The sequence below is a fragment of the Ruegeria sp. CDSC051 genome (assembly GCF_059610665.1).
The window spans coordinates 1-18,929 of record NZ_JBXWOC010000004.1 but is presented as its reverse complement, the minus strand read 5'-3'; the positions used below and the strand labels follow the sequence as shown (position 1 = coordinate 18,929).

Below are 18,929 nucleotides of genomic sequence, written 5' to 3'. Positions count from 1 at the left end.
CGCTCTATCCTAATCCGCACGTGCAACAAGGTGCTGTTTTTCCCCTGCCGCAATCAGCACTACCTTGGAGAGATATCTAGTGTTGTCAGTGGCTTGAAGGTTGGAAAATCTTCTGGACGTATCAAGATCATATGACATCTTTCTTAGATCAGGTCTGTCGCTGATCGAACTGAAACAAAGAGTTGGTGCAGCGGTGGCGCAGCGCTGCATGCACAGCCGTAGGGGCTATGGTGGCAATTGTCCCTCTGTGATCCTTAGATAGGGGCTCCAAAAAGTGTGTTGCAAATCCTTGTCGGCCCCCACTTAGTGTGTAGTGGAAAAGCAATCTAACTATTCGCAACGTAACAATACACCGAGGCGGAACTTGGTCGGTGTCATTCCGGTTTGACCTCGGAAAAAGCGAGTGAAATGGGACTTGTCGGAATAGCCGAGCATCAGACCAATCTCTGCGATTGTCATCTGGTCTTCTTTGAGGTGCTCTTTGGCGACATCGACACGCAGCCGTTTGATTTCACGGGGTAGCGTTGTGCCTTGTCGCTGAAGCGCTTTCAGAAACCGTTCCGGTTGTATTCCCAGCATTCCAGCCACCATCTCTGGCCCCAAATCGGTTTCATCCAGTTTGTCGCGTAAGACAGAGCGCAAAGCTGCCACCACGGTTACTTCTTCCTCTTGTTGAGGTGAGACTATGGGCTTGGCAGAGCCCTCAGAGACATGGTGCAAAAACAACCAATCCACAGGAAAACTAATTTGCATTCCGGGATCACTCCCAAGGCCAACCTCGATCCCTTTGTAGTCGATAGGCAGACCATTGATGTATCTGCTTTCCCATCGCACGCGCGAAGAATCCCAAGAATCTCCGACGACGGTCTGCAATAGGCGTACATAGATTGCGGCACCAAAACCGGTCACCTGAATGGGCGGGACAGTTGGTTCCTGTTGCCTCTCGATACGGTAAGTCGCTTTGTCTGCTTCGATGACGAGACTGTGCCGCACAGAATTGGACTCCTGCGGTACGAGCCCAACAAAGCGAGTAAAAAACTCGAATAGCGTTTTTGTAGATTGCAAGGCTTGAGCGAAGGGCGGCCATCCTTGTAGGTCAAACGCCTCCCCTACATTCAGTCCTAGATATCGATCCCCTGATACTTCTGAGAAGGCATTCACCAAACCGTAGACCAGCTCTGAGTGAACGAACACGGTTGGGTCAGACATCAGTTCGGCTTTCAATCCGACCTGGTCCAATGCTGGTTGCGGATTGATCTTGCGTTCGGTGAGATATTGCAAAAACGGAGCGGCTAAGGAGAGGCGAATAAAGCCCTCGCTATGCTCTTGAGAGGTGGAGTTGAAAGGCAACCTCGTCACCCTTGTGATGATTGGTCGATTTATTCAGTGGCCATTTTTACGATCACATTCGAACATGCCAATTCAAAAGTGGCAACCGAGGCAAAATTTTCCGGACTACAGTTGGCAAAACATGAATATGAAGGGAGTACTTATGTCCGGTCTACGAATGTCGCTTTGCTCGACGGTAATTGTCGCTGCAGGTCTTTCTTTTTCAGCATCCGCGCAGGCTCAGGATCAAGAAGAACCCCAAACGTTGTTTACCAACGTGGACATCTTCGATGGCGTGAATGAACAGCGTATCGAGAATGCCAGCGTATTGGTCGAGGGCAACCTGATTAAGTCCGTATCAACCGATGCGATCGATGCCCCCAATGCTACGGTCATCGACGGAGAGGGGCGGACACTGACACCCGGGTTTATTGAACTGCACGCACATCTCATGCTGATGGGGCCGACCTTGCCTGCGATGGAGGCCAACACGACCTGGGAGGACTTTGCCATACACGGTGCGCGGATGGCTGAGATGTATTTGATGCAGGGTTTCACCACTGTCCGGGATGCTGGTGGCGCTAATGGCGGACTACGTAGGGCGATTGACTCGGGGCAAATCGAGGGCCCTCGTTACTATCCATCTGGGGCGTTTATCGGAACACGCGGTGGTCACGCTGACTTCGCGAATTTCACAGCACCACCTGGTTCGGAGACAAACATGGGTCGGCTGAACATGGCTCAGGAGGTCAGTGGTGTCGATGACGTCTATAAATTCGCACGTAACAACTTTCGTATGGGCGCGACGCAATTGAAATTCATGCAATCCGGTGGTGTCGTGTCGGCATTCGACCCTTGGCAATTGCTGGCCGGGTCGCCCGAAGAAATCAGAGCCGCCGTCCAGGTCGCGAATGAATATGGCAGCTATGTCATGGCGCATTCCTATCGTAAGGAAGCTATCCTGAGTGCGCTCGACGCAGGTGTTATGTCAATCGAACATGGTTTTTCTTTTGACTGCGAAATTGCCGAAGTCATGAACGAGAAGGGTGCGTACATTACAACAAACCTAACGGCATTTGACCCCGGCCTTCTCGACATTCCTGCTGTGGCGAATGTTCCGGCGAGCCTTGCCAAGGCAAAGTCTGCCTCGGCCACATTTGCAGGCTATATCGACAATATGAAAGAATGCCCGGTGAAGCGGGGTTTCCAGACAGACTGTGTTGGTTCGGTAGAGGCGTGCAATATCCAGATTGCCTACGAAAAACACTTAAACAATGATTTCTTCGGCCCCTATACGTCCATGGTCACGTTGACATCGATGGGTGGCGAGGTAGTCGCTCTATCAGGAGACTTTATGAACCCTTATACCGCAGGAAAACTGGGTGTGATCGAGGAAGGCGCCTATGCAGACATCCTGCTGATCGATGGTAACCCCCTCGAAGACTTCTCGGTTGTTGGCACGGGTGATCAGTGGTTTGGTGCCGATCCGAGGCCGGAAAGCCCTGAAACGATCCGGCTGATCATGAAGGACGGTGTGATATACAAAAATACACTGAATTGACCCCAAAACTCGACCGGAGAGTATTCATGTTCCTTTGGTTTCGTTCCGTCTTGCTCGCGGGTTTGGTCTGTTACGGTCCTTCCGCCATGGCAACGCCAGGAGCAGTGCTGGACTGGGCAGACCTCCCGGACCCATCTGTGCAGGTCTTTGAGGATCCCTATCGGGACCTCAGCCCCGAACAGTTCGACGACGTCCTATTCGTTGTGCGGATGCGTGGCAGGCTGCAGCAAGACACTGGCAGCGCGGAAGAAAGATTGAAATGGCAGGAGCTTCTGACCGAGACCGAGGATGCCTTGGCGGGAGTTGGCGTTGATGTCGATTGGCTGCTCGATCAAAGAGAGCTTGTGAAAGAACGGCGAAGAAAGGCAGGAACAAACGGAAATCCGCAATTCGACGGTCAAACAATAACAATCGCGGGCTTTGCCATCCCGGGCCCGAGCGATCCAGACGGGCGATCTGTGGCGTATCTAGTGCCAGAACGAGGAATGTGTAGCCACATGCCCCCGCCCCAACCCAATCAAATGATTCGCGTGCGGTTGAATGGCGACTGGACGCCCAGCTATTTCCACGAACCCGTTCGGCTGACGGGCACGCTGACTATCGATCCCACTGTTCAGAATATGATGGTTGTGGACGGCCTCATACCTATGAGTGCGACATTCCAGTTGGAGACGGAACGTGTCGAAACTCTGGAAACCGAAGCAGACAGGCTGGAATGGAAGCAGCGTGCCGCTGATCGTATCCGAGCGGCGGGCAATCGCAAGACCGGCGGGGCAAAGGCGTCTGAATGATAAGACTTCTCGTTGTCGTACTGAGTATTGTCTCAGCCGGCGCGGCGTCGGCTCAAGGTCTGTCCGGGCCCTCTTCGGTCGAAGCTGATCTTGAGCCCGGAGATGGACTGACCGATCCACAATATCGTTCCGATTTTCCGCGCAATACCGCACCGGGTTGGTTTCAGTGGAAAGACCGACTGGCGGAGAATGGGTTTCGGTTCAACATTGATTACTTGGCATTGGGCCAAACCACGAACGCGGATCTGGGGGAGGGCGAAGCTGCCAGCGGAATTGCGCGGTTCTATGGCAGTTGGCAGGCGACTGAACAGGGGTCTTTGACATTCAAGATCGAAGACCGGCACAACTATACCGATGTTGCCCCACAGTTTCTTGGTCTGGATGGTGGAGCTCTTTCGATCACGGGAACAGCCTTCAACGATAATGGTTTGCTATTGACCAACCTGTTCTGGACCCAAAGGGCCGAGAACGGTTCGTGGACGCTGCAAGTCGGCCAGATTGATGTAACGGACTTTGTGGATATTTATGGGTTGGTAAGCCCATACAGTGGTTTCCAAAACCTGTCTTTCAATACCAACCCGACAATCAACGCACCCAACCAAGGCCTTGGCATTGCAGGCGGGATAAAGCTGAGCAAGAACCTCTACGCTGTCGCGAGCGTCTCAGACGCAAACGCCGACCCGTCTGATCCAAACTTTGATGTGTTTAGCGACGGCAATCTCTTCAAATCACTCGAACTTGGTTACACCTCTGACTTTGATCGCATTTACTTCGACAATATCCATCTGACCCTCTGGCATGCGGATGCGGCTGACGATGGTAGCCGTCCAGAAGATTACGGCGCCGCGTTCTCAGCAGCATGGTTTGTTGACAATAAGTGGATGCCGTTCTTCCGGGCAGGGGCCTCAAAAGGGGCAGCAGCACTCTATGATCGGTCCGTTTCTGCGGGTATTGGCTACTACGGTCGCAATACCGATTTGGCCGGGTTGGGTCTGAACTGGGCCGAGGCAAGAGGCATAGATGGCGATCAGTTCACACTCGAAGCATTCTACCGTTTTTCAATCGCACCCGGACTGCAGATCACGCCATCACTGCAGTTCATTTCTGACCCGCTGCTGAATCCCGCTCAGGATAGCATTACGCTGTTCGGCCTAAGAACCCGGATCGTTTTCTGAGGTGGATCGAAAGTAGCAGCTAAGATCAAAACAGTTAGGGACGTTCTGTCATGAAGACCCTGTTGGCCGCATGCGCCATAGCGAGCACTTTTGGTGGCGCGCTACACGCCAGCGAGGAAAGCAAGACTTGGGATGCGTCAGAAGAGGCGAAGCATATCGTGCAAGACATAATCGTCCTCGGCATGTTGGCTAGCCACTATGGCACTGGTTGAACCGACCACTACCAGCTTCATACCTACTTCGCGCGGGCTCGGGACTTTCGCAGCACTTCACCAAGTGTCATCTCGGATACGCCCACACTGAGGGTTGGGGTTAGCAATCTCCTGTCGGTGCTCATCTCCGTTTCACTAGCCCACTTCGTCGCATCAGCACGCTTATGAATAGACTTAGATCGGGATTGCCCGTCCTTCCGCACAGTCGCCCGCCACTTACCGTTAGGTCGTTTTACTATTGTCGCCATGGTCCATATCTCCTGTGTTGGAGACATCTTTTCCGTTTAAGTGCAGCGGAGGCGCAGCGGACACAGTTTCATGCGCAGCACGGCAAAAGGTGCTAGTCGCGTAAGACCTTGATACATTGTGGGGAAAGAATGGTGGGTGATGAGAGACTCGAACTCCCGACATCTTCGGTGTAAACGAAGCGCTCTACCAACTGAGCTAATCACCCGTGAGGCTGCATTTAGCCAAGCCGGCGCGCGGGCGCAAGAGGGTCCGGCACAATTTCTTTCACTGAATTTAGACAAGGCGGGAATCTGGGGTGATATCACAGCCAACCGGGCTCCGATTTATCAGACTTTCTGAGGGATCACGAAATCTGAACCAGTCGTTTCGGACCAGGCACCTTCAAAATATCTTGGGTGTTGTTGCGGCTATGGATTGCCCGTTTCAAAGGTTCTTATTCACGATGCGTCCTATCGATGCTTGCGCGCCCCCCGCCGCCTCAGATATCCCCTGATGGAACCTTAACCTACGAGACGGGAACAATATGACCCTGTCATCCGCAAGCCGTTTTCTGGTTGCTGCTATTGTTTTGGGTAGTTTGATATCGACTCCGCAGCGTGCAGAGGCCGACGATGTTTTGGTTTTTGCTGCTGCCAGTCTGAAAAATGCTCTGGATTCACTTGTGCCGAGTTTTGAACGGCAAAGTGGTCAGGAGGTTGTCATATCGTATGCGGCGTCTTCTATACTGGCACGTCAAATTCAACAGGGCGCCCCGGCGGATGTGTATATTTCAGCCAACAGTGACTGGATGGATGTCCTTCAGGAGAATGGGCTGATAGATGCTGGATCGCGGGTTAACCTTTTGGGAAATGGGCTTGTCCTGATCGGTGGGCCGACGGCCGTTGAAATTGAGGGGCTTTCCCCGCAGACGGACATCTCAGCCGCTTTGTCAGGTGGGCATCTTGCGATGGCCCTGGTCGATGCCGTGCCTGCAGGAATTTACGGCAAAGCGGCGCTGCAAAACCTAGGTCTTTGGGATAGTGTTCAGCAGCAGGTGGCGCAGACCGACAATGTACGCGCGGCTCTGGCTTTGGTTGCCGCGGGGGCTGCCCCCTTGGGTGTTGTCTACCGATCGGATGCCCAGGCCGAGGATCGGGTGCGGGTTGTGGCCTCTTTCCCTGCAAATCTTCACCCGGAAATTGTCTACCCGGCCGCTGTAACAACGCAAGCCTCAGCCGAGGCATATGCATTTCTAAGCTACTTACAGACGGGCGCAGCGATGACAGTCTTTGCAGAGCAGGGATTTGCCCTGCCGGGCGACTAGCCGATGGGTTGGCTGGGACCGGAAGAACTTGAGGCGCTGAAATTGTCGCTGCGTGTCTCTTTCTGGGCAACGCTGGTTACTTTGCCCTTTGGTGTATTCGTTGCCTATGCACTGGCACGCTGGCGCTTTCCCGGGCGACAAGTGTTGAATGGGTTGGTGCATTTGCCATTGATCCTGCCGCCCGTTGTTACGGGATATCTGCTGCTATTGACCTTTGGTATTCAGGGCCCGATTGGTGGACCTCTGGCGGGGCTTGGAATTGTCTTTGCGTTTCGCTGGACCGGCGCGGCGCTGGCCGCCGGGATCATGGCGTTTCCGCTGATGGTCCGTGCTATTCGCCTTTCGATCGAAGCCGTCGACCCTAAGCTCGAACAGGCCGGAGCCACGCTGGGTGCCTCGCGTCTTTGGGTTTTTGTCACCGTAACTTTGCCGATGATTCTGCCGGGGGTGATCGCCGGGACCATCCTTGCCTTTGCAAAAGCCATGGGTGAGTTCGGCGCGACGATCACCTTTGTTTCGAACATACCTGGACAGACACAGACGTTGCCATCGGCCGTTTATGCGTTTCTGCAGGTTCCGGGTGGTGAGGCGGCGGCGATGCGGCTAGTGGTGATATCGGTCATCATCGCGATGGGGGCGCTGCTTTTGTCAGAGTTTGTCGGTCGTCGCGCCGCGGCAAGGGTGTCGGGGACATGAGCCTTTCCGTCAATCTGCAACATGATCTGCCAGGTATTCAGTTGGATGCCAAATTTGATGCGCCTGCCGGGGTGACGGTTCTGTATGGAAGGTCCGGCGCCGGTAAGACGACAATCGTTAACGCTGTTGCGGGATTGCTGGAGCCCAAAGCTGGTCGCGTATCCGTGGACGGATGGACGTTGTTCGATACGGAAAAGCGCCTTTGGCTGCCTCCGCATAAACGCCGCTTGGGGTATATTTTTCAGGAAGGACGGCTGTTCCCGCATCTGACAGTGCGCCAGAACCTGTCCTATGGGCGCTGGTTTGCGCCCAAAAGCGTGCCGCGCGAAGACCCCGATAAGGTAATTGAGATGTTGGGGATCGGGCATCTTCTGGACCGTCGTCCACTGAGCTTGTCAGGTGGCGAGAAGCAGCGTGTCGCCATAGGCCGCGCCTTATTGGCCAGCCCGCGTCTGATCCTCGCGGATGAGCCTCTGGCCGCATTGGATGATGCACGGAAGGCCGAGATACTGCCCTATTTCGAACGGCTTCGGGATGAGATTTCGGTGCCGATCCTTTATGTGACCCACTCGGCAGCCGAAGTTGCGCGGCTGGCAACTTCTGTCGTTGCCCTGCAGGACGGCAAGGTGGTTCGGCAAGGCCCGGCTTCCGAAGTGATGGCTGATCCTTCTGTGGCCCCGCTCGGTGTCAGAGCCGTTGGTGCGGTGCTTCAGGTGCAGGTATCAGCTCACCATGCAGACGGGTTGACCGAGTTGGCAGCCGAAGAGGCGCGCCTATTTCTGCCGCGTATTCCCCATAAGGTCGGCGAAAGCCTGCGTATTCGCATCCCCGCACAAGAGGTGATCCTTGCCAGTAAGCGGCCCGAGGGCCTGTCAGCGCTGAATGTACTGGAGGGCAGGGTTGATACGATCCGAGCCGGGGAAGGCCCCGGTGCGATCGTCTCTGTCATTACACCTGCAGGGACTATTCTGGCTCGGATCACCCGACGTTCGGTAGAAGCCCTTGGGCTTGCTGCGGGCAAACCTTGCTTTGCGGTGATAAAAACCGTGGCGCTTGCGCCGCAGGATGTCGGTGGGCGGCTGCACTTTGAGAATTGAAACGGCGCTTTACGGAAAGCGCATCTGTTCTATGATTTCCCAAGGAAACCATTTTGTCCGGGGTCGAGCACCATGAAATACTTTGTATCAACATGTATTCTAACGCTGATGATGGTGCCTGCCATGGCCCAGGCTGTTGGGTTCGGGGTCGGTATAAACCCCGCATTCCAAACGACAGTGACACCACGTGACAATGGCGTTTACGAGGTCTCAACCAGCGGCAGTTCTGCGCCAGTGGCCTATTGGTGCGGGATCGGGGATTTTGCGATACGCACGCTTAGAACCAAATCGAACCAGCGTATTTACATAACCCGGGCCTATGACAAACAGACACGGACGGTGCAATTCTCGCTGACTGCGCCCGAAGGGGTTGATACGACGCCGGGCTATTCGGTTACTGTCAAACGCGTTGGCGAGAACATGTCAGCGGCATCGGCGCAGCGCTATTGCTCTGACAATTTCATGGATTTCGGGTTCTGAAACCTCGGAAGTAAAAAGCACCGCAGAGGCAGGTCAGGCGTTAGACCCATTTGGCCAAGGGCGGCAGGCTCATAAGCACTGCGTCCGGGTCGTGCCCGGTCTCTAGCCCGAATTTGGTTCCGCGGTCGTAGACAAGGTTGTATTCGGCATAGAGCCCGCGATGAATCAGTTGGGTATCCTTATCGGCGGCGTCAAAGCTCTGTTGCCTGCGCTTTTCAACCAAAGGCAGAAAGGCTGGCAAGAAGGCCCGCCCGATATCCTGTGTCAGGGCAAAGTCCGATGACCAGTCCCCGGTGCAATAGTCATCCAGAAAGATACCGCCGACACCGCGGGCGCGCTTGCGGTGCGGGATAAAGAAATACTCGTCGGCCCACTCTTTCAAACGCGGATAATGGCCCGGTCCGTGGGGATCCAGATGGGCCTTCTGGGTTGCGTGGAAATGGGCAGTGTCTTCGTCATATTCGATACAGGGATTCAGGTCTGATCCGCCGCCGAACCACCAGGCGTGAGGTGTCCAGAACATGCGCGTATTCATGTGAACAGCAGGAGCGTGCGGGTTCTGCATATGGGCAACCAAGCTGATACCCGAGGCCCAGAACCGCGGGTCCTCGGTCATTCCGGGAATGCCTTTTCGGGCAGCCATTGCCTGTTGCGCCCGTTCCCCGAGCTGGCCGAATACTGTCGAGACATTGACGCCGACTTTCTCGAACACGCGGCCGCCGCGCATCACGGACATCAAACCGCCACCGGCGTCCGCCCCGTCATCGGAATGCCGTTTGGTCTCTTTGACTTCGAAACGACCGGGTTGAGCATCGGAAAAAGGTCCGGTGTCGTGGGAATCCTCAAGCTGCTCAAAAGCGTTTACGATTTCATTGCGCAAGTCACGAAACCAGGCTGCGGCGGTGGCTTTTTCAGTATCGAACATCTGTTTAATGGGCCGGGGCTGCGACGGGGTCCAGCAAAGTGCGTCCACCGTCAATGGTTAGGATTTGTCCAGTGATGAAACCTGCGGCGTCCGAGGCAAGGTACTGTGCGGTTTCGGCCAGTTCGTTTGGCGCGGCAATCCGGGAAAGGGGGGTGTGCTTTTCGATATCATCCCGAAATGTGCGATTTTCCTTGAGCGTGGATTGCAGCGAAGCGCTCATCACCGATCCCAGCGCGATCGAGTTCACGCGGATGCGGTTTGGGGCAAGGGCAACGGCCAGGGATCGGGTCAACTGATCAAGCGCTGCTGTAGACACCGAATAGGCCATCAGATCGGGATGGGTGCGACGGGCAGCAATCGAAGATAAATTGATGATGGATCCCGCAGGGTTTTCGTTTTCATCATCACCGGATTGCTTGATCATCCGTTTGGCAACAAGTTGGCTCAGTCGCAAGGCCGGCATCAGGTTCTGGTTCAATAAGGTGCGGACCGAGTCGTCTTCCATGTCCAATGGATCAGACGGAATAACCTGGCGCGAGCCATTTATCAGGATGTCGACCTGTTCGAAAGCGTCAATCGTGGCCGAAAGCAGGTTCGCAATCGTCAGCTTTTCCCGCAGATCCCCGGCGAAGAAACGGATGTTACTGTCATCTGCCTGCTCGCCCAGTTCATTGGCCAGTCGTTTTTCATCCATGTCGGCGAACATGACATTGGCCCCGGCATCCGCGAAGTGACGTCCGATGGCCAATCCGACACCATTTGCACCACCTGTGACGATCGCGGTCTTGCCAGCTATGGAAAAGGACATGCGTATTCTCCTGATATGCGGTGCAGGTTAGCGGGGTTCACCGCCGAGGGCGAGAGGCGTGGAAGACCTTGAAACGATTGTCCCCGGTTACTTCCTTCACCTGCGCAAAGGCCTCGTTCAGCGTGATTTCATAGGGCAGGTGCCGATTGGCGACCATCCAAAGGGAACCGCCCCGTGTCAGACTGCGCGCAGCAGATTTGATGAATCCCTGACCCAACGTGGGATCAGCACTGCGCGATGTGTGAAACGGCGGGTTCATAATGACCGTATCCAGCGGCTCAGGCGCGCGCCAGGTGACCGCGTCGGCCCAGTGGAACTGTGCACGGTCGTCTTTTACATTTGCACGAGCACATTGCAGGGCGATGTGATCGGCCTCGACCAGATGCAATTCCTGCAGCCCCTTTGCACCCATTAGCCCTGCGGACAGGTATCCCCAGCCAGCCCCCAGATCGGCGATCCGACCGCCCAGTTTTTCAGGCAGGGCGGCAAGCAGCATTAATGAGGCCGGGTCGACCCCGTCTGCAGAAAATACTCCGGGCGCTGTCTGAAATCCGTCGGCGGATTGGGTGGCGGGTGCGGCCCAGTCCTCGAACGCGTTTACGTCGGACTGGAACCAAAAGATCTTGCCATGTGCTTTTGCGATGGGCCCCTGCACGGTTACGCGTTTGCGAATATCCTTCAACAGGCTGTCGACGCCATTTGTCTTAGCGCCGTCGACCACAACCAATCCGGCCGAACGCTTGCAAGCCTGATACACGAGGCTGCGGGCCAAAGCCTTGGCACGCGGCAGGAAAACGATGGCGTCCTGGCACAGGTCATCGGCCTCGGGCGTGGCCCTGAATCCGTGATCCGCAAAATGGTCGTGAAACGGCTTGAATGGCTGGACTACCTGCGTATCTGAAGCCAGCCCAGCGAGGTCTTCCTCGGGCGTTGGCCCAATCACGGACAGGGGTTGCGCGATTTCAAGGCCGCTTTGCAAGGCAAGATCTAGGCGAGGGGACATTGGCAATTCCGAAAAGAGGTCAGGCGTCGCCTTACTCTTCGCGTTCCATAGTGCACTGCAGGGGGTGTTGATGGCGGCGAGCAAAATCCATGACTTGCCCGACCTTGGTTTCGGCAATCTCATGACTGAAGACACCAACAATGGCGACGCCCTTCTTGTGGACGGTTAGCATGATCTCGAACGCCTCTGCGTGGGTCATGCCGAAAAAACGTTCCAATACGTGAACGACAAACTCCATCGGGGTGTAGTCGTCATTCAAAAGCAGCACTTTGTACAGCGGCGGGCGTTTGGTCTTGGGGCGCGTCTGTACCAGGATCGACGAATCTGCATCGTCGTCCGATTTGTCAGACATCATCCATTGGTTCTCAAACATTAGGCGCAAACGTCCGATTCAGGCTTCGGTTTATCTGTGCGCTTATATAACGTCCAATGCGTCAGATAAAAGAGCCAGCAGGACGTTATCCAAATGGGCGAAAAACTAACCACAATCGGGTTCGATGCCGATGACACGCTGTGGCACAACGAACGGTTCTTTCAGCTGACGCAGGCACATTTTGTCGACCTGCTATCAGATCATGCCGAATCGGATCACCTGATGGACCGATTGCTGGCTGCCGAAAAACGCAATATCCGGCATTATGGGTATGGAATCAAAGGATTCACTCTCTCCATGATCGAAACGGCGATCGAAGTGACCGAAGACCGTGTTCCGGCAGCGGTCATTCGCCAACTGATCGAAGCGGGGCAAGAGATGTTGGCCCATCCGATCGAGCTATTGCCCTATGCCCGGCAGGCCATCGAAAGCGCTGCCGACACCCACCGCGTAATCCTGATCACCAAGGGTGATCTGATAGACCAGGAACGCAAACTTGCGCAATCCGGTTTGGGCGATCTTTTCGACGGGGTCGAGATCGTGTCTGAAAAGACCCCGGAAATCTATCGCCAGATCTTCGCGCAGCATGGCGAGGGGGCCGCTGCGGCTATGATGGTCGGAAATTCGATGCGGTCCGATGTGGTTGCTCCGATTCAGGCCGGATGCTGGGGCGTATACGTGCCGCATGGGCTGGTCTGGGAGATCGAGCAGGCCGACGTGCCGGCCGACAGTTCCAGATACCACGAATTGCCCGATCTTAGTGGATTGACGGCGCTGGTTCGCTCTTTGAGTTGATGTTGCCATTTGGTCGCAGTTTCCGAAAATAGGGGCCAGTCGACGACACAGTCTTGACGAAATGGCAGGTTTAGCGGTGCGCCGCCGTTTGCACCGCCACATCTAGTGGGTCTTTGACATACGCTGAAAGCGTTAAAGTTATGAGCTTTCGGTTTCTTTCGCGGGGGTGCTGTGCTACGCTGTTGAGCAATAAAATAAATAGTAGCTGACCGGGAAAACCCGGCGGCCTGAGGTAGACAGAGGCAAAAATCGTGCAGGTACGGCGGACAGTTCCGGCCCCTATGGGCGTATTCCTTGCAGCATTCCTGTTGTTGTTTTCCTTCGCTCCGGCGCAGGGCATTGCTGCCCCATATGCGGCGATGGTGATCGACGCGCGAACGGGCGAAGTGCTGCATTCCCGAAACGCCGATACACGCCTCCATCCTGCCTCGTTAACCAAAATGATGACGCTGTATATCGCATTCGAAGCGGTTCGGAACGGTGAGATCACTCTCGATACGCAGGTGACCATCACCAAAAAGGCTTCCTCTGAACCGCCTTCAAAGCTGGGTTTGCGTTCGGGGCAGAAGATTGCTTTCCGCTATTTGATCCGTGCGGCGGCGGTGAAGTCGGCCAATGACGCTGCCACTGCCATTGGTGTCGCCCTCAGCGGGTCCGAGGCCGCCTTTGCGCGCCGCATGACACGTACCGCCAAGGCGATGGGAATGAGCCGTACAACCTTTAAGAACGCACATGGTCTGACCGAGGCCGGACATCTGTCGACCGCACGGGACATGACTACGCTGGGACGGCATTTGCTGTATGATTACCCGCAATATTACAACCTGTTTTCGCGCCAATCCACGAATGCGGGGATCAAAACCGTTCCCAATACGAACCGTCGCCTGCTAGCGGCCTATCGCGGTGCGGATGGGATCAAGACGGGCTATACCCGTGCAGCTGGGTTCAATCTGGTTGCCTCAGCCAAGCGCAAGGACGAACGGATCATCGCGACTGTCTTTGGTGGCAAATCCGGCGCATCGCGCAATGCCAAAGTAGCCGAGCTGTTGGACATGGGTTTCCGCCGCGCCCCGTCGCGCGCGCCGATCCGCAAACCAGCCCGGCCGGCCTATGCCGGTAATGCAGGTTTGAATGCGAAAGTCGCCAGTGTAAGCGGCGCGCCCACCAGAAGCCTGCGACCGGTTCTTCGACCCCAGCGGGGGAGTACCGTTCTAGTGGCGAACAACGTCGCCGCAACCGCAGCCAAGAACGACGCGCGGATTCAGGACGGTATCGCCGCAGCCATCGCCTCGGCAGGTGTAGAGACGCCGACCGAAGGAACGACGCGCCCGACGGTACGCACGGATGATCTGGTGCTGGCCTCGGCAGAACAGCCCGAGCCAGAGCAGGAAATCGTCACACGCTTGTCGACCTCTGGCGGTCATTTGTGGGGCGTGAATGTGGGGCGCTATACGACCCGGTACGAGGCTGAAAAGGTTCTACTGAAAACGGCCCTGTCGGAAATGACCACATTGGAAGGCACGCTGCGCAAGGTCAATCAAAACTCACGCGGGTTCGATGCGACGTTCCAGGGCATGACCCGAGAGCAAGCCGATCTGGCCTGCCGCAGACTTCAGGCCCGCAATGTCACCTGTTTCATGATCGGGCCGTCATAAGACCCGACATATACTCTCCTGGATGGGTCTGGCCACGGAATTCCGTGGCCTTTTTTTGCTGAGCGAGCGTGCCGTAGTAGGCGGCAGGGATCAGGTCAGTCGAATACGTGGCCGTGCTGATATTGCTCATCCTGACCGGCGGCCGCAGTCAGGGCCGCGACGTTATCTTTGGTAAAGAACCCATCATACTTATGACAGCGCTCGATATACTCGGTGATCAGCAGAGTGTTCTTCGAGTGTTTTGAGAAGATCTGCTTGAGGTTCGGATCGTCTTTGCACTCTCCAACCACATGGGCCAGGAATGGCACCCCTTGGTCTTTCAGAGTGTTTACAACGAAATCCACATTCTTTTCGCCCGCACCGTGATCGCCGTCCAGAATCTCGATCGCCATATGATGCAGCCGACGTCCGAAATTGCGGACGAAATCCTCGGTTGGCATGGGCCGTTTGGCAAAAGAGTTTACAAACGAAGGCGTATTATTGGCTGTAAATACCTTGGCCGGGGATTTCTTGTCATCATCCACACCGGCATTGCGGTTCACATTGGTCGACGAATTCATGTCGAAAATGTTGTACGCCCCCCAGAAATAGTAGGGCACCATCGTTAGAAATTCGAGGATCGCATCCTCTCGCTCACCAGCCAGAACGCGTGTCGCCAGATGGTCGATGCCCAACATCAGTGAAGAGATATTGCTATCGGCACCAAAGGCAGCAGCCTCATCCAGTCGCGCTTGTTCTGCGCTGCTGAGCAATACCCTGTCGCCCAGACCCAAACTGTCGGTATCGTTGAAATCCAGCGTTGAATAACCGACCCGGTTGCAGGTGAAATCAGAAGGGGTGGTGAACCGAAGGCCCTTTAGCGTGTAAAACGGGTTCTCGGTGTCGCCGGAATATTCGAACCGGATATTCTGATCCTCCAGCGTTTTGGTCAGCGTGTTCAGGTCAGTGGCGCCAAACACTTCGCCAACATAGCGCGTTTGCGGCGTGTTTCGTGCCAACGGGTACATGCGGTTGATGCGCGGGATGAAGTCTTCGAATGTCGGGCTAAGCGGAGCCATCACGATGAGCGCCGGGTAGTCCAGGTGTGAATGCAGGACCGAGTATTTATGCGTCCGTCCAAGATAGCTGGCCGTGTGGCGGTATGGCGACATCACATATAGCTCGACCAGAGTGTCGAAAAGAACGTCAGTTTCGACCTGAAGCACGACAGCGCGCATGGACCCAACCTGCTGGGCGACACCAGAGCTGGCACGGCGTTCGTAAATTTTTGGCAAATACTCGTTGAAGAAGTCCGAATTCTTCTTGTCGCCGCGTGGTTCGTAAGACGCTAAATCAAAAGACATAAAGTTACTCCTTGCCCAGACTAGGCAAACCAGGTGCGGTTCGTTGCCGGGATTGTGGTATTCAGAACATATGCTTGCTGACATGCTAGGGAGGGAATTCAACCTCGGCAACAGTCTGAGTACGGGCGGACGCATTGCACCCGCGGGATTACCGCAGGAACTTTGTCACCTCGACCCCGCCCGCGATCAGGTTTTCGCGGACCGAATGCGCAATCTGAACGGCGGTTGGTCCATCCCCATGCAGACAGATCGTGTCGATCGCCGTTTCAAGCCTTTTGCCGGTTTCGGTAATGATGGCCCCCTCGCGGACCATTTCCAGCATCCGAGGCCCGGCGATTTCGGGGTCGTGGATGACGGCGCCGGGCAGGCTCCGGTCGACCAGAGTGCCATCGTCGTTATAGGCGCGGTCGGCAAAGATCTCACCGACCCACTTGCAGCCCAGATCCCGCACGGCCTCTTCCTGTTTGGTGACGGCCAGCACCATTATGATGATGTCCGGGTTCACGTCCAGCGCGCCCTGATAACAGGCCCGCGCCATATCGATATCGACCGAGCACATGTTGGCCAGCGCTCCGTGCAGTTTCAGGTGCCGGACTTGCGTTCCAACAGCGGTTGCCATGCCGATCGCTGATCCCAACTGATACCGAACAAGGTTGCGCAGGCTGTCATGGGGTATTTTCATATTGCGACGGCCAAAGCCCTGCAGGTCAGGAAAGCCCGGATGCGCGCCAATGCCGACCCCGTTTTCCGCCGCCAGACTCATCGTATGCGCCATGACGTCCGGATCGCCAGCGTGAAAGCCGCAGGCTATGTTGGCCGAGGTGATAATCCGCAGCAGGCTTTCGTCATCGCCCATGCTCCAAGGCCCAAAGCTTTCCCCCATATCGGCATTAAGATCGACGCTGGGCATCGGCATTCTCCTTAGTCTTTGGCATAGATCATTCCGCTGATCAGTTGATAAGATAGCAGGTCCGCAATGTCATGAGGATCACGGATCAGGGGCTCGACCTTGGATGGCAGGTTGGCGAGTTCCTTTTCAAAGGCCGCCTGCAGGGTAATGGCCTCGTCCGATTCGACCAGCCTGAACTGAAGCTGCGCGCCTGCCGGGGTCTGCGCTGCCTGTGGCATGTCACAGGGAAGGACGGTTGCAATCCTGGGGTATCCGCCGGTTGTCTGACACTCGGGCAGCAGAATGAAGGGATTTCCAGTGCCGGTCATCTGAATGTCGCCGGGGGTGATGACCTCGGACAATATGTTCAGCTGGCCCTTCGCGGCGAAACCCTCTCCGTCGCTTTCCAGCTGCATTCCCATGCGATTTGCGCGGGCCCCGCGTGTGAACGTGGTGCGCAAAAAGCGGTCCAGCGTTTGCCGGTCGAACAGCTCGGTCTGAAAGCTGGCCACAACCCGCAGCGAACCGCCCGAGAACCGATCTTCAGCCCGCAACTTCTGTCCTGCCAGCTGTGACGCTGCCCCGGCGGATAAGCTGTCTCCGGCCTGTAGGGCGCGCCCGATTTTGGCAGTAAGGTGAGTTGAGCGGGATCCCAGAAACTCCTGCATCTCAATACCGCCGCCCAGGTGCAAATATCCATAGGTTCCCCGTGTGGCGGCCCCGATCATCACCCGCTGTCCGGTTTCAAGGCGGTAAGAGGCATTCCACGAAATGGCAGTGCCATCAATACTGGCCCGCATCGGCGCGCCCGTCAGTGCAATCTGTATGGGATGAGTGGCCTCAAATTCACCGCCCATTCCGGCCATTTCAAGCGCGGCAAGTTTTGGGCTTTGTCCCAGCAATGCGGCGCCTTCGTGCAGGGCCAGTAAATCTGCTGCGCCAGATCGGGAAAGCCCTTGATCCAGATACCCGTGGCGGCCTTGATCCTGTATTGTACAAGCAGGCCCTATGCGCAGGACAGACAGGCTCAAACCGCGATCTCCTGACAGGTTGCGCCGCCTGATCCATCAACGTCATTGGCGCGAATCGCCTCTAGTTCCTCACGCGTGACTGACATGAACTGCATTTCGTCGCCGGGTTTCAGGGCAAAGCTGTTATGTGCTTCAGGACGAAAACAGCGAAAAGCGGTTTGGCCGATATGTCGCCACCCGGTTGGTGAGGGCCCCGAGAAAAGGACAAATTGCGAAATCGCCAATACCAAAGCGCCCTCGGGCACCATCGGGGTCAACTTATTGAGGCGCGGTATGTTGAACTCGGGGCCGAGCGGGCCAAGATATGGCTGACCGGGAGCAAATCCGATCGTCAGGACGCGGACGGTTGTGGCGCTCAATCGATGAACGGCTTCATCGGGGGACAGCCTGGCCGCAGCCGCTGCCTCATCTAATTGAGGGGCAAGCGCGCCGCCATAAACCGTGGGGACACTCCATAACCTGCGCCCCTGGGGGAGGGGCGCTTTGTACCAATCCTGCCGCCGCAGCAGCTGCTCGACCCGGTCGCGAAGGTTTGCGTGGGCAAACTGGGATGGTTCAAATCGGATATAAGTCGACGCCAGCGTCGCTGAGGTTTCAATGACACCTTCCCACCGTTCAGAATCCACCGCAGCTCGAAACGCCAATGCTGCCCTGTTCGATGGCTCGGCCATGGTTTCGGCGAAAGAGACCAGCAGGCCGTCAAAGCCGACGGTGCATATGCGTGGGAAGATGGCGGCGTGTGTTCGTGTCATCTCGCTGCGTGCCAGTATGTAACTAGTCAGGTGACCTGAACGCAATCCAGAGCGTTTCGCAAGAGAGGGTGCAAAGTATTTGCCGGTGCATCCCTGTTTCAGACCGCGTGCAGGCAAATTCCGACTCGGTGCGGGTGTGTTTCATACCCGGCGACTCACACGAGTCTTGTAGTAGACGTGGGGAGCTCAACAATATGTTGATATCGGGCATAGCTCGTACGGAAAGCAGTGTGGATACCTTAGCCGTGATAATGGGCTTTCCTGGGTGCATCGGTCGAATTTATCACCTTAATTATCAGAATTTATTGAGTAAAATAAGAAAGTGCAAAAAAGTTTCTCAGGGCGTGATTTTCTGCTTGCGGTGTATGTTTGTAATGCTTAGAACCCCCTTCACCGGCGCTGCTGAGGCGCTTGTGACACACTGGAGAGACGGTGGGACGGGTTGGAGAGACGGCCGGACGC

General features: G+C 55.8%; 19 protein-coding genes and 1 tRNA gene. 10 read left to right on the top strand and 10 right to left on the bottom strand.

Going from position 1 to position 18,929, the window contains the following annotated elements; genetic code table 11:
* Nucleotides 1-330: 330 nt before the first annotated feature.
* The gene (locus AC2FH0_RS10695) at nucleotides 331-1,350 is read right to left on the bottom strand and encodes an AraC family transcriptional regulator (RefSeq protein ID WP_496709869.1); all 1,020 of its coding nucleotides are present in this window, start codon (nucleotides 1,348-1,350) and stop codon (nucleotides 331-333) included.
* Between AC2FH0_RS10695 and AC2FH0_RS10690 the strand changes: the two genes are divergently transcribed.
* From AC2FH0_RS10690 to AC2FH0_RS10675, 4 genes are all read left to right on the top strand, one after another.
* A complete protein-coding gene (locus AC2FH0_RS10690; RefSeq protein ID WP_496789299.1) occupies nucleotides 1,340-2,890 on the top strand; it encodes a metal-dependent hydrolase family protein in 1,551 nt (516 codons plus the stop codon). The genes AC2FH0_RS10695 and AC2FH0_RS10690 overlap by 11 nt on opposite strands.
* Before the next feature lie 86 nt (nucleotides 2,891-2,976).
* The gene (locus AC2FH0_RS10685) at nucleotides 2,977-3,681 is read left to right on the top strand and encodes a DUF3299 domain-containing protein (RefSeq protein ID WP_496789298.1); all 705 of its coding nucleotides are present in this window, start codon (nucleotides 2,977-2,979) and stop codon (nucleotides 3,679-3,681) included.
* Entirely contained in the window at nucleotides 3,678-4,856 is a 1,179-nt protein-coding gene (locus AC2FH0_RS10680; RefSeq protein ID WP_496691655.1) for a carbohydrate porin, read from the top strand. The genes AC2FH0_RS10685 and AC2FH0_RS10680 overlap by 4 nt, the downstream gene beginning before the upstream one ends.
* Nucleotides 4,857-4,906: 50 nt before the next feature.
* Nucleotides 4,907-5,068 carry a hypothetical protein gene (locus tag AC2FH0_RS10675; protein WP_496691654.1) on the top strand — a complete coding sequence of 54 codons (162 nt, stop codon included), beginning with the start codon at nucleotides 4,907-4,909 and terminating at the stop codon, nucleotides 5,066-5,068.
* Between the two features lie 378 nt (nucleotides 5,069-5,446).
* Here the strand turns inward: AC2FH0_RS10675 and AC2FH0_RS10670 are convergent.
* Nucleotides 5,447-5,522: transfer RNA gene (locus tag AC2FH0_RS10670), tRNA-Val, on the bottom strand.
* A 318-nt stretch (nucleotides 5,523-5,840) separates the two neighbouring features.
* Between AC2FH0_RS10670 and modA the strand changes: the two genes are divergently transcribed.
* The 4 genes from modA (at nucleotide 5,841) to AC2FH0_RS10650 (ending at nucleotide 8,893) form a co-directional block, all read left to right on the top strand.
* Nucleotides 5,841-6,620 (top strand): molybdate ABC transporter substrate-binding protein, encoded by a 780-nt coding sequence (modA, locus tag AC2FH0_RS10665; RefSeq protein ID WP_496789297.1) that lies wholly within the window; start codon nucleotides 5,841-5,843, stop codon nucleotides 6,618-6,620.
* 3 nt (nucleotides 6,621-6,623) lie between these two features.
* The gene (gene modB, locus AC2FH0_RS10660) at nucleotides 6,624-7,316 is read left to right on the top strand and encodes a molybdate ABC transporter permease subunit (RefSeq protein WP_142635905.1); all 693 of its coding nucleotides are present in this window, start codon (nucleotides 6,624-6,626) and stop codon (nucleotides 7,314-7,316) included.
* Nucleotides 7,313-8,413, top strand: coding sequence for a molybdenum ABC transporter ATP-binding protein (gene modC / locus AC2FH0_RS10655; protein ID WP_496700658.1), 1,101 nt, complete (start codon nucleotides 7,313-7,315; stop codon nucleotides 8,411-8,413). Before modB ends, modC begins: the two co-directional genes overlap by 4 nt.
* 72 nt (nucleotides 8,414-8,485) lie before the next feature.
* Nucleotides 8,486-8,893 carry a hypothetical protein gene (locus AC2FH0_RS10650; RefSeq protein WP_496701542.1) on the top strand — a complete coding sequence of 136 codons (408 nt, stop codon included), beginning with the start codon at nucleotides 8,486-8,488 and terminating at the stop codon, nucleotides 8,891-8,893.
* A gap of 40 nt (nucleotides 8,894-8,933) precedes the next feature.
* Here AC2FH0_RS10650 and hemF read toward each other — a convergent pair whose 3' ends face one another.
* Genes hemF through clpS form a run of 4 tightly spaced genes read right to left on the bottom strand, consistent with a single transcriptional unit; the run spans nucleotide 8,934 to nucleotide 12,002 of the window.
* Nucleotides 8,934-9,818: an oxygen-dependent coproporphyrinogen oxidase gene (hemF, locus tag AC2FH0_RS10645; RefSeq protein WP_281995301.1), complete on the bottom strand. Its 885-nt coding sequence runs from the start codon at nucleotides 9,816-9,818 to the stop codon at nucleotides 8,934-8,936.
* 4 nt (nucleotides 9,819-9,822) lie between these two features.
* Nucleotides 9,823-10,626, bottom strand: coding sequence for an SDR family NAD(P)-dependent oxidoreductase (locus AC2FH0_RS10640; protein WP_142635913.1), 804 nt, complete (start codon nucleotides 10,624-10,626; stop codon nucleotides 9,823-9,825).
* Between the two features lie 37 nt (nucleotides 10,627-10,663).
* On the bottom strand, nucleotides 10,664-11,629 hold the full coding sequence (locus AC2FH0_RS10635; RefSeq protein ID WP_496789295.1) for a class I SAM-dependent methyltransferase: 966 nt from the start codon (nucleotides 11,627-11,629) through the stop codon (nucleotides 10,664-10,666).
* Between the two features lie 31 nt (nucleotides 11,630-11,660).
* The gene (gene clpS / locus AC2FH0_RS10630) at nucleotides 11,661-12,002 is read right to left on the bottom strand and encodes an ATP-dependent Clp protease adapter ClpS (protein WP_496789294.1); all 342 of its coding nucleotides are present in this window, start codon (nucleotides 12,000-12,002) and stop codon (nucleotides 11,661-11,663) included.
* Between the two features lie 93 nt (nucleotides 12,003-12,095).
* Between clpS and AC2FH0_RS10625 the strand changes: the two genes are divergently transcribed.
* Nucleotides 12,096-12,797: an HAD family hydrolase gene (locus AC2FH0_RS10625; protein WP_496789293.1), complete on the top strand. Its 702-nt coding sequence runs from the start codon at nucleotides 12,096-12,098 to the stop codon at nucleotides 12,795-12,797.
* Nucleotides 12,798-13,078: 281 nt separating this feature from the next.
* Nucleotides 13,079-14,452: a D-alanyl-D-alanine carboxypeptidase family protein gene (locus AC2FH0_RS10620; RefSeq protein ID WP_142635921.1), complete on the top strand. Its 1,374-nt coding sequence runs from the start codon at nucleotides 13,079-13,081 to the stop codon at nucleotides 14,450-14,452.
* 95 nt (nucleotides 14,453-14,547) lie between these two features.
* On the opposite strand, the gene AC2FH0_RS10615 is transcribed toward AC2FH0_RS10620, so the two are convergent.
* The 4 genes from AC2FH0_RS10615 to AC2FH0_RS10600 all read right to left on the bottom strand — a co-directional run bounded on the left by AC2FH0_RS10615 (nucleotide 14,548) and on the right by AC2FH0_RS10600 (nucleotide 18,467).
* Nucleotides 14,548-15,795 (bottom strand): hypothetical protein, encoded by a 1,248-nt coding sequence (locus tag AC2FH0_RS10615; RefSeq protein WP_142635923.1) that lies wholly within the window; start codon nucleotides 15,793-15,795, stop codon nucleotides 14,548-14,550.
* 148 nt (nucleotides 15,796-15,943) lie between these two features.
* Nucleotides 15,944-16,705, bottom strand: a complete 762-nt coding sequence (locus AC2FH0_RS10610; RefSeq protein WP_496706401.1) for a LamB/YcsF family protein — start codon at nucleotides 16,703-16,705, stop codon at nucleotides 15,944-15,946.
* Nucleotides 16,706-16,716: 11 nt separating this feature from the next.
* On the bottom strand, nucleotides 16,717-17,715 hold the full coding sequence (locus AC2FH0_RS10605; RefSeq protein ID WP_496706402.1) for a 5-oxoprolinase subunit C family protein: 999 nt from the start codon (nucleotides 17,713-17,715) through the stop codon (nucleotides 16,717-16,719).
* Nucleotides 17,712-18,467 carry a 5-oxoprolinase subunit B family protein gene (locus tag AC2FH0_RS10600; protein ID WP_496691645.1) on the bottom strand — a complete coding sequence of 252 codons (756 nt, stop codon included), beginning with the start codon at nucleotides 18,465-18,467 and terminating at the stop codon, nucleotides 17,712-17,714. The genes AC2FH0_RS10605 and AC2FH0_RS10600 overlap by 4 nt, the downstream gene beginning before the upstream one ends.
* Nucleotides 18,468-18,929: the final 462 nt, after the last annotated feature.